Source organism: Salinibacterium sp., from assembly GCF_031364185.1.
GTDB lineage: Bacteria > Actinomycetota > Actinomycetes > Actinomycetales > Microbacteriaceae > Rhodoglobus.
Genome location: NZ_JANLVV010000122.1, coordinates 1 through 9,544 on the forward strand (window position 1 = coordinate 1; position 9,544 = coordinate 9,544).

General features: G+C 62.6%; 8 protein-coding genes and 1 pseudogene. 5 read left to right on the forward strand and 4 right to left on the reverse strand.

Annotated elements, in window-relative coordinates:
* A partial coding sequence (locus tag RMN95_RS05435) for a DbpA RNA binding domain-containing protein (RefSeq protein ID WP_309615932.1) occupies nt 1-232 on the forward strand: 232 nt, incomplete at its 5' end.
* A gap of 74 nt (nt 233-306) precedes the next feature.
* Here the strand turns inward: RMN95_RS05435 and RMN95_RS05440 are convergent.
* A complete protein-coding gene (locus RMN95_RS05440; RefSeq protein WP_309615933.1) occupies nt 307-801 on the reverse strand; it encodes a metallophosphoesterase in 495 nt (164 codons plus the stop codon).
* 233 nt (nt 802-1,034) lie between these two features.
* On the opposite strand from RMN95_RS05440, the gene RMN95_RS05445 reads away from it, so the two are divergent.
* The 4 genes from RMN95_RS05445 to RMN95_RS05460 all read left to right on the forward strand — a co-directional run bounded on the left by RMN95_RS05445 (nt 1,035) and on the right by RMN95_RS05460 (nt 6,999).
* Nucleotides 1,035-1,823, forward strand: coding sequence for an SDR family NAD(P)-dependent oxidoreductase (locus tag RMN95_RS05445; protein ID WP_309615934.1), 789 nt, complete (start codon nt 1,035-1,037; stop codon nt 1,821-1,823).
* Between the two features lie 485 nt (nt 1,824-2,308).
* The gene (locus tag RMN95_RS05450; protein ID WP_309615935.1) at nt 2,309-3,331 is read left to right on the forward strand and encodes a 3-oxoacyl-ACP synthase III; all 1,023 of its coding nucleotides are present in this window, start codon (nt 2,309-2,311) and stop codon (nt 3,329-3,331) included.
* Between the two features lie 24 nt (nt 3,332-3,355).
* Nucleotides 3,356-6,034: an alpha/beta fold hydrolase gene (locus RMN95_RS05455; protein WP_309615936.1), complete on the forward strand. Its 2,679-nt coding sequence runs from the start codon at nt 3,356-3,358 to the stop codon at nt 6,032-6,034.
* Entirely contained in the window at nt 6,031-6,999 is a 969-nt protein-coding gene (locus RMN95_RS05460) for an NAD-dependent epimerase/dehydratase family protein (RefSeq protein WP_309615937.1), read from the forward strand. Before RMN95_RS05455 ends, RMN95_RS05460 begins: the two co-directional genes overlap by 4 nt.
* Before the next feature lie 89 nt (nt 7,000-7,088).
* On the opposite strand, the gene RMN95_RS05465 is transcribed toward RMN95_RS05460, so the two are convergent.
* From RMN95_RS05465 to RMN95_RS05475, 3 genes and pseudogenes are all read right to left on the reverse strand, one after another.
* Nucleotides 7,089-7,229, reverse strand: coding sequence for a hypothetical protein (locus tag RMN95_RS05465; RefSeq protein ID WP_309615938.1), 141 nt, complete (start codon nt 7,227-7,229; stop codon nt 7,089-7,091).
* A gap of 892 nt (nt 7,230-8,121) precedes the next feature.
* Nucleotides 8,122-8,286: pseudogene (locus RMN95_RS05470) on the reverse strand (transposase); the annotation flags it as partial.
* Nucleotides 8,287-8,703: 417 nt separating this feature from the next.
* The coding region (locus RMN95_RS05475; RefSeq protein ID WP_309615939.1) for a gfo/Idh/MocA family oxidoreductase at nt 8,704-9,544 on the reverse strand (841 nt) is incomplete at its 5' end.

A 9,544-nucleotide genomic window follows, 5' to 3' on the forward strand; every position in this document is an offset into this window, starting at 1 on the left:
GCCGCGACAGATCGTGGGAGCACTCGCTAACGAGGGGGGCCTGAGTCGGGACGACTTCGGTCACATCCAAATTCGCCCGGATTTCTCGATCGTGGAGCTACCCGCAGACCTGCCGGGCCACGTGCTGGCCAAACTGAAGGACACCCGCATCAGCGGTAAACTGATCGAGATTCGGGCAGACTCTCGCGGTGGGATTCGCCCGAATAAACGCGGCGAGCCCCACCTGGGCTGAACCGCACTCTGCAGTCGATCGCAAGTCGCAGGGCAAGCAAATTTCCGTGCTGCCCCCAGTCGCTCATGCGTCTTCTAGGGGCGCAGGAGCGCGACGTCTCGAAGGGCACCATCGTCGACGACAGCGGTGAGATAGGTGCACACCGGCTGATGACGTCGGTCGGTGGGTGACCCTGGGTTCAGCAGCCGAAGTCCCGACCGCGAGAGCGAATCCCACGGGATATGGCTGTGTCCGAAGACGAGCACGTCGGTATCAGGGAACATGATATCCATCCGATCCTCACGGCCCCTGGCCTCACCGGTCTCGTGAGTGACGGCAAATCGCACACCGTCTACGGTGCGCCGCGCGATCTTTGGTAATCGCGCGCGAAGTTCGGCCGGATCATTGTTTCCCCAGACTCCCAACACCTCGGCATGAGACTCAAGCTGGTCGAGAGTGGATGCCGCGATCCAGTCGCCAGCATGGATCACCAGGTCAGCAGCATTTGCCGCTTCGATCACCCCAGTGGGCAATTGCCGCGCCCTAGTGGGGACATGGGTATCGGAAACGATGAGCAGACTGGTGGTCATGCCGGAGAGCGGCCAGCCACTGCGCATTCGCGGCACCACCAGCCAGTAAAGCGCTCGAGCATCACGAGTTCACGTGCGGCTCCACAGTTGAGGCACGGCGGGCTGGAATCAGTGCCATCACTGTGCTCGACAGCTCGGGGTGCCGTGTCATCCATGGGTGCAGTTTATCCAGGGGCGGGCGGTGGATGACGTTTCGTCCTCTCTTATATGCGGTCCTGTGCGACTATGAGGCCGTGCCAGTTACGCGTGCATTCGATATGAAGGGTCATGTCGCCATGATCAGTGGGGCAGGAAGCCCGGAAGGTATTGGCTTTGCCGTCGCCAGGGAGCTTGGTGGGTTGGGAGCACGGGTGGTGGTGACCTCGACTACAGATCGTGTGCACGACCGTGTCGCTGAGTTGAGAGAATCGGGCATTCAGGCCACAGGGTTTGTAAGCCGGCTGGAGACGGAGCACGGCGTCTCATCATTGATGGCGTCGGTATCGGACGCGAAGCTAATCCCCGACATCCTCGTGAACAATGCGGGGATGGTCTCGGTAGGTGACCACGGCATCGAAGGGGGTGACATTTCGATGACTCTCGAACGGTGGAACAAGGCTCTCGCCGTGAATTTGACAACCGCTTTCTTATTGACCAGAGCCGTGATTCCCGGTATGCGCGCGCAACGCTGGGGTCGAATAGTCAACGTGTCCAGTGTCACAGGACCAGTGATGGCCTCGCGCGGCGATGTTGCATACGCTGCAGCGAAGGCAGGAATGGTCGGTCTCACCCGCGCGCTCGCGGTCGACGAAGCAACTCATCGCATCACCGTCAATGCGGTCGCGCCCGGCTGGATTGCCACGAGCTCGCAACTGCCGTCCGAGTATCAGCAAGGGTTGCGCACGCCAATGGGCAGAAGTGGCACGGCGGCCGAAGTGGCCTCCGTCGTCGCTTGGTTGACGAGCCCTGGGGCGTCGTATGTAACAGGGCAATCGATAGTCGTCGACGGGGGGAACAGCATGGCTGAGGAACGTGCCGATTGACATGTCCCAGTGCGCCTGAGCCTGGACCGAAGTCGGGCAGTCAATGTGAGGTGCAGTTCGTCTTGCGGTTTCGGAGGCTTTCTTCTTCTATTCGCTTCGTGCCCGGATGTGCTGCTGGCCCCTACCGGTCGTATGGGTACAGTCTCCGTACCGGCCGCCGTGATGACCACCTGTCCGGATATCCAGCGCAGCAATTTTTCGGGAAAGGTTCCGATGCGAGTGTCGGTATTGTCGCTGATACGGGCGATGTAGATGGTATCGGTGTTGACGGAGATAAAAAGTCTCCTCAATCGGATCGCGCGAGCCTCTCTCCGGACGTGATCTTCGCAGTCTCCTTTCCGAGGCGGCACATTGCACCCGCCAAGCAAAACGTGTGGGTGATAGCACAAAACGCGGCTGGGCGGTGAGTTCTCGGAGGTGGTATCGACAGGCGTAAACTCAGGGTCCTGATTGGAGGGCCTAAAGGCCCGTTTAACGGAGGTTCAGTGTCAGGGAACGCGACCACCCGCTTTGATAACGTGTCACTGTTGTCGGTCGCGAGTACCCTACCCAGCCGGGTCACGACGTCTGTCGACATAGAGACCCGACTTGCGGCGGCGCTCTCGCGACTCGATCTGCCGCAGGGGCTACTTCAGCGCGTGGCAGGAGTGCTCGAACGACGCAACTGGAGCCCGGGCGAGACATCCGACGATGCCACGGTGGCAGCGGGAAAGCGTGCCCTGGCCGAGGCGGGAGTCGATCCCTCCGAAGTGGGACTTCTGATCAATACCTCCGTCAGTCGCAGGCATTTGGAACCGTCCGTCGCCGTACTGTTACATCACGAGCTGCGACTGCCCAGTTCTGCCATTAATTTCGATGTGGCAAACGCCTGCCTCGGCTTTGTGAGCGGGATGAGCCTTGCCGCGAGCTTGATCGAATCCGGCCAGATCGAATATGCCATGGTCGTCAATGGAGAAGATGCTGACGAGATCCAGGTCAACACCATCACCCGACTACTGAACACCGACGCCGATCGCGATGGGTTCATGAGCGAGTTCGCGTCGCTCACACTCGGCTCCGGGTCGGCTGCCGCCGTGCTCGGCCGATCCGATGAGAATCCCACCGGTCACCGGATCCTCGGCGGCGTCACTCGCGCAGCGACCCAATTCCATGATTTGTGTGTCGGCAGCGTCGACGGCATGTTCACGGATGCGAAAACGCTCCTGAAGGGCGGCCTCGACCTAGTAGTCTCGGCCTGGAAAGAGGCCGCCGGGGAATGGAACTGGTCATCGATGGATATGTACATCACCCACCAGGTCTCGTCGGTACACACTAACGCCATCATCAAGGCCGCAAAACTAGATCGACATCGCGTCCCGATCACCTATCCCCGGTTCGGCAATGTCGGGCCGGCGTCGATTCCCATTACGCTCGTCGAAGCACAGGACACACTCAACAGGGGCGATCGGGTTCTATTGATGGGGGTAGGTTCCGGTCTTAACACCGCGATGATGGAACTCGCGTGGTGACGGCAACGTGAAAGCGACCACATCATGACTGGGCGAGCTTCCCCGCTCACCCTCGACCTATCCGGACTCGACAATTGCTTCAGTCGCACCATCTATGCACCCGGCCGCGGTGCCGACAAGGGTCTGCACCGCGAATGGCACTACCTCGATACCGGGGACGAGCTGAGTCGGCTCGGTGTGCCCGTCATCGGTACCGTTCTGGCTGTGCACGGCAACCCGACGTGGTCTTACCTCTGGCGCGCCCTTCTCACCGGGTCGGTAGAGGCAGCGAAGCAGGGATCACCCGCCTGGCGGATTGTGGCGGTAGATCAGCTCGAAATGGGCTTCTCCGAGCGCACCGACGTGCATCGCCCGCTCGCGCAGCGGGTCGTCGATCTGGCCGCGTTTACTGATGCGATTTCCCTCACCAGCCGTGTTGTCACGCTCGGTCACGACTGGGGCGGCGTCGTATCGCTAGGCTGGGCGATTGGCCATCAGCAAGAGCTTGCCGGCGTAATGCTGCTGAATACGGCCGTCCATCATCCAAAGGGCACACCGATTCCGGCACCGCTGCGGCTTGCTGGCGCTCGAGGGGTGCTCGCGACATCCACCGTCTGTACGCCCGCGTTCCTGGAAACGACGCTGGCCCTCGCCTCGCCCGCGCTCGATTCGGCGGTGAAGGATGCATATCGTGCGCCCTACCGCTCCGCGAGCCGTCGCTCGGGAATCGGCGGCTTCGTAGCTGATATCCCGGTTGGTGCTGTGCACGAAAGCTCCGGCGAACTCGAGCGAATCGCCGAGGGGGTGGCCGGGCTCGACGTCCCTGCGCTCATCCTGTGGGGTCCACGCGATCCGATCTTCGGCGATCGCTACCTCGCTGACCTCGTCGACCGGCTTCCGCAAGCCGATGTGCACCGGTTCGAAGGCGCCGGTCATCTCATCGCCGAGGATGCGCCTTACGCGGATTCGGTATTGACCTGGCTTGATGACAATGTCGATCGCCTTTCGGACCGTCCCGCGACATCGCTCCGAGCCTCGCTAGCGCCGGCCAAACCGGACAATGTGCCCTTCCGTCCACTCTGGCACAGGCTCGACGAGCGGCGACACGACGACGACACTGCCGTCATCGATATGTCGACCCATGGAGGTCGAGGCTCGCGACACGTGAGCTGGCGGCAATTGGCCGACAGGGTGCACCGGCTTGCCTCCGGCCTCACCGCCATCGACGTGAAACAGGGCCAACGGATCTCGCTGCTTATCCCACCGGGACCGACCCTGACCGCGGTGATGTATGCCTGCCTGAGGATCGGCGCCGTCGTCGTAGTCGCTGACGCCGGTCTCGGAGTGAAAGGGCTGACGCGCGCGGTGCGCGGGACGTGGCCGGACTTCGTCATCGGGGAGGCGCGCGGTCTCGTCGCCGCATGCGCCCTCGGGTGGCCGGGAGTCCGAATCTCGACTGCGCGACTGCCGCGGGTGACAACCGCTGCCCTTGGCGTTTCCTACTGCCTCAGTGACCTGCTCACGATGGGTGCCGACACACCGCTCCCCACGCCACCACGGGCGGAGGATGAAGCCGCGATCCTCTTCACTTCGGGGTCGACAGGACCGGCCAAAGGCGTCGTGTACCGCCATGCGCAACTTTCAGCACTACGCGACGTGCTCTCGAACCATTTCGACGTCACGGCCGACACGGGAATCGTGTCGGGGTTCGCCCCTTTTGCGCTGCTGGGTCCGGCGCTCGGCACTCGGTCGATAACACCGAGAATGGATGTGTCGTCACCGCGCACCCTCACTGCAAAGGCTGTCGCCGCCGCTGTACGGGAGTCTCGGGCCGGCATCGTCTTCCTCTCCCCTGCCGCCATCCTGAACGTCGTTGCGACCGCCGGAGGTCTCACGCATAGTGATCGCGTCGAGCTTCGGGGAGTGCACACCTTTCTGTCCACCGGTGCGCCGGTCAGCGCGGAACTGCTCGTATCAGCGAATGCCCTGATGCCGAACGCAACCCCGCACACGCCGTACGGGATGACCGAGTGCCTGCTGGTGACCGACATCACACTCGATGGGATCCGCGCCGCAGCCGCTGAGAACGACACAGGGGTATGCGTAGGTACGCCCATCGACGCGAACCGTGTGCTCATCTGCGCACTCGACATGGAGGGACGCGCAGCGGGGGTGCCGAACACCCAGACCGGTGTTCTTGGGGAGATCGTGATCTCGGCACCGCATCTGAAAGACCACTACGACCGGCTGTGGATGACGGACCGCGCCGCTGTTCGCGACACCAGACGTGGGTCGGATTCACCGGAGGAGCGCTGGCACCGCACCGGAGACGTGGGGCACCTCGATCACCTCGGCCGCCTGTGGGTGGAGGGCCGCCTGCCGCACGTGATCGTGACGGCAAACGGCCCGATTGCGCCCGTCGGAGCGGAACAGGATGTCGAGCATGTCCCTGCCGTGCGACGTGCCGCCGTGGTCGGCGTCGGACCGCACAGGCTGCGGCAGGCTGTCGCGGTCGTCGAGACGGTGCCGCCGACCAGTCGACCCGGACTAGCGAGTCCGGATGTGACGGCAGCAGTACGCGCCAGCACGGGACTTCCGCTCGTCGCCGTACTCGCCGTACCTGAACTTCCCATGGATATCCGTCACAACTCGAAGATCGACCGGTCACGACTGTCCGAATGGGCAGAGCGTGCACTTGCCGGCGGAAAGCTGACCGCACCGTGATCGTGCTCGTCACCGGGGCATCAGGATTCCTCGGTCGTGCCGTCGCCACCGAGCTGATTGCCGCCGGGCACCAGGTGCGCACCCTGCAGCGACGCGCATCAGGCGTTTCCGGGGCTACTGACGTCTTGGGCTCGATCACTGATCGGAGCCGGCTGACCCGCGCCATGGAGAATGCAGAGGGCGTCATCCACCTTGCCGCGAAGGTGTCGCTCGCCGGCGACGCGCGAGAATTTCATGCCGTCAATGTCGAGGGGACGAGGTCGGTGCTGTCCGTGGCCGAAGGCGCGGGGGTGCACCGCCTGGTTCACGTGTCGTCGCCCTCGGTCGCGCACAGCGGTTCCGCACTGGCGGGTGTAGGTGCCGAACCCGCATCCCCCGAACTGGCTCGCGGCGAATACGCGCGCACCAAAGCGAAGGCGGAGTTGCTCGCGCTCGCCCATGATTGCATCGCGATGCCGGTTGTCGTCATCCGGCCGCACCTCGTCTGGGGTCCGGGCGACACCCAGCTTGTCGATCGGATCGTCGACCGTGCGCGACACGGTCGACTGCCGCTGCTCAACGGTGGTACCGCCCTCATCGACACGACTTACATCGACAACGCGGCATCCGGAATCGTTGCGGCGCTTCATCGCGCCGATGTTGCACACGGCAAGGCTTACGTTCTTACGAATGGTGAGCCGCGCCCGGTCGGCGAAATTCTTGTATCCATCTGCCTCGCCGCGGGCGTGCGCCCCCCGCGATGGAGCATCCCCGCCGGCCTGGGGCGTGCATTGGGTTCGGTGGCCGAGCGAGTATGGGCTGTGCGGCCCGGGACCGACGAGCCACCCATGACGCGCTTTCTTGCCGAACAGCTGTCCACTGCGCACTGGTTCGACCAGCGCGACATACGCCAGGCGCTTGACTGGTCGCCGTCGGTGTCACTTGATGAGGGACTCAAGCGGCTCGCGGCGAGCTACTCCGCGTAACGATATTCACAATCGATTGATGAAGGGCCTTCCCACCCTGATTCAGCGCAAATTTGCCATGACCCCGTGGGCTCTACACACTGCTCGTTCTAGACCACGGCTACACCTGATCCGTCGGCGTCGCGTGCATCAATGTCGTGCGGGATAGCGAGCACGGTGCGCGCGGAGAAGGTGAAAGAGTGCTCGATCGCTATGACCGTCTTGGCCGTAGCATCATCCAGCCCCGCCATGCAGGTTCGAGCTCTGACAGCGGAGGCAAGCGCGATCTTGTCGTCGTCCCGCGGGCTCGGACCTGATGCAGGATCGCGCGAAGGAGGCCCAGCCGAACAGGCCACGTTGCAGAGGCTCAACGTAGATCCAGATGCTGAATTTAGGAAAGGGACCCCGAGCTAGGTTGCGATGCAAGTGTCCCCAGGGTTGCACTGAGGACGATTTGCCTTCCGTCCGCTGACCTTATGCGAGAGTGACTGCTCATGCTGAATGGATGCGATATTCGGCGCCGAACACGGGAGCGTTACGCCCCCCGAAGCAGCCAGTCGTTGTCAGGATTCCGACCGCCTTCCGGGTCCTCCGGAACCGAAACTGCCACTGAGATACTCTGCTCCTCGACCGGCACTTGGGCCGGCAGGGTCCGCCAACGGTCCGATGCAGCAACCCCCACACCGGCATCAACGTTCCCGGGAATGACCTCATCCACTTAGACCTCGTTCCTTTACCGCACTCGAATGTCTGTTAGCAGGAGCCATCGAGCCCTCCGCACAGTGTTCGCAACGCTGACGGTAAAGGTGATGTCGCGGGTCCCCAATCAGCGAGATAGTTCGATTACCGTTCGCTGAGTGTATGCCCACATCGGCGTCTATCGGACCGACCTCATTCTCGAGGGGAATATTTTTCTCATGCATTGTCGTGACTAACCGTTGTTAGGTCAAGGGAGGACCCAGGATTCTCCTCCCACCCCGCCAAAAGTCGAGGTCGGGCTGTTAGTCGCCCTAACCCAACTCATCTCGCGGCGTGGTGGAGTTTCTCACCGCCGTTCACGTCAGTTGCTTTATTCCAATCGTCGGCGAGTTCTGGATTGATGGCAGCCTCGTTGAGGGTCTCGGTGGGGTGATTCATCGTGGTCTACTCAAGCACGGAGTTCTCGGAAAAGTAGCGTAGGTCGTCGGCTCCCCATTCGTCGTGATGCTCGATCAGAACTGATCCGGCCGGGCGGAGCAGGTCGGCGGGTTGAAGGAATACGGCAGCGACATCGGTGCGGCGTGTGATTTCCTTGTTGAGTCGCTCGACCAACCGGCTCTCGTTGTTGGGTGAAAGGCGTTGGGGTTTCGATGTCAACCTTCGGCTTTGGCGGAGCTGGCTGGCTGGCTGGCTGGCTGGCTGGCTGGTGAGGGTTGCTGCGGTGGTGGTGGCGGGTCGCGCTGCTTCGTTATCTCAGCCACGTCGTTCGGCACCGGTTTTGACAGCTTGGATGCCATCGACTTGCTCGGCGATAGCTTCGGCAAATTCGGGGCCGGTCGTGAAGTTGGAGCAGTTCTCGACGATACAGGCGGAGAAACACGCGCCGGCGCTTTCGTGCCGGGAGTACTATTCGTAGCCGTCACAGTACCTGCCAATGGCCGACCTCTTCACGGGCGCGCCGGGGTCGAGCATCGGCTGGCACATGTCCACGACCCATTGCTGATATCGATGGGGCACTGGATCTGGTCAGGGTGCGAACGCTGCACCTTCGGCGTTCGAGCGGATGGCTGCGCGATAGATATCGTGAGTGGCTGCTGCCTCGTGTGGCGTGACCGTGCCGAACCCGTCACCCAGCTTGCCCTCGCGTTCCGCGAGGAACGCCGCCCACATCTGCAGGATCGAGTCCGAGAATCCAAACTCGAAATTAGCGCCGGTGACCGTGGGCCACACCGACTGGCTGCCCGCATCGAGCTGCTGCCAGACCTGCTGGATGCCGATACCGGGCACCGAGGCCACAGTGAACACCTCCACGAGCTTGGGGTTCTTGGTGCTGAAGCGCACACCACCCTCCAGGCCGATGGCCTCAAACACCCAGGTGTTCTTCTGTCCGGGGTCGATGCGCTTGGTCTCGGTCGTGAGCGGAAACCGCACGCCTTCGCGTGTCGCCCAGCTGTGCAGAACGGCGTTGTCCCAGGTGTCGCACGGCACAAGCTGCCCGTCTGGCCCAGGGCGTTCGGTGACGATGTTTTGCAGCATGCCGTACACAGTTTCCGGGGCCCATCCGAGCCGCAGTGGCACGTGCCAGGTGTGAAGTCCGAGGTCGTTGAGCACCCCGGGCTCACCACAGAATGTGTTCTGCCTCTTCCAGCTGATGGGCTTGTTCACGTCAACGTCGCTTGAATGCAAAAAGCTGCTGCGCGCTTCGACGATGGTGCCGAGAGCGCCGCTGCGCACATAGTTGATCGCCATCTGCGCGCCCGGAAAGAAGGGCATCTCACTGGAGCAGCGGACGAAGCTTTCGGGATGCACCTCGACCGCCGCGAGGATCGCCTGCGCAGCAGCCCCGTCGATGCCGAACGGCTTCTCC

Excerpts from the sequence above, each read along its gene's own strand:
- RMN95_RS05455 (WP_309615936.1), top strand. The coding sequence starts at position 3,356 with ATGACTGGGCGAGCTTCCCCGCTCACCCTCGACCTATCCGGACTCGAC.
- RMN95_RS05465 (WP_309615938.1), bottom strand. The coding sequence starts at position 7,229 with ATGGCGGGGCTGGATGATGCTACGGCCAAGACGGTCATAGCGATCGAG.
- RMN95_RS05440 (WP_309615933.1), bottom strand. The coding sequence starts at position 801 with ATGACCACCAGTCTGCTCATCGTTTCCGATACCCATGTCCCCACTAGG.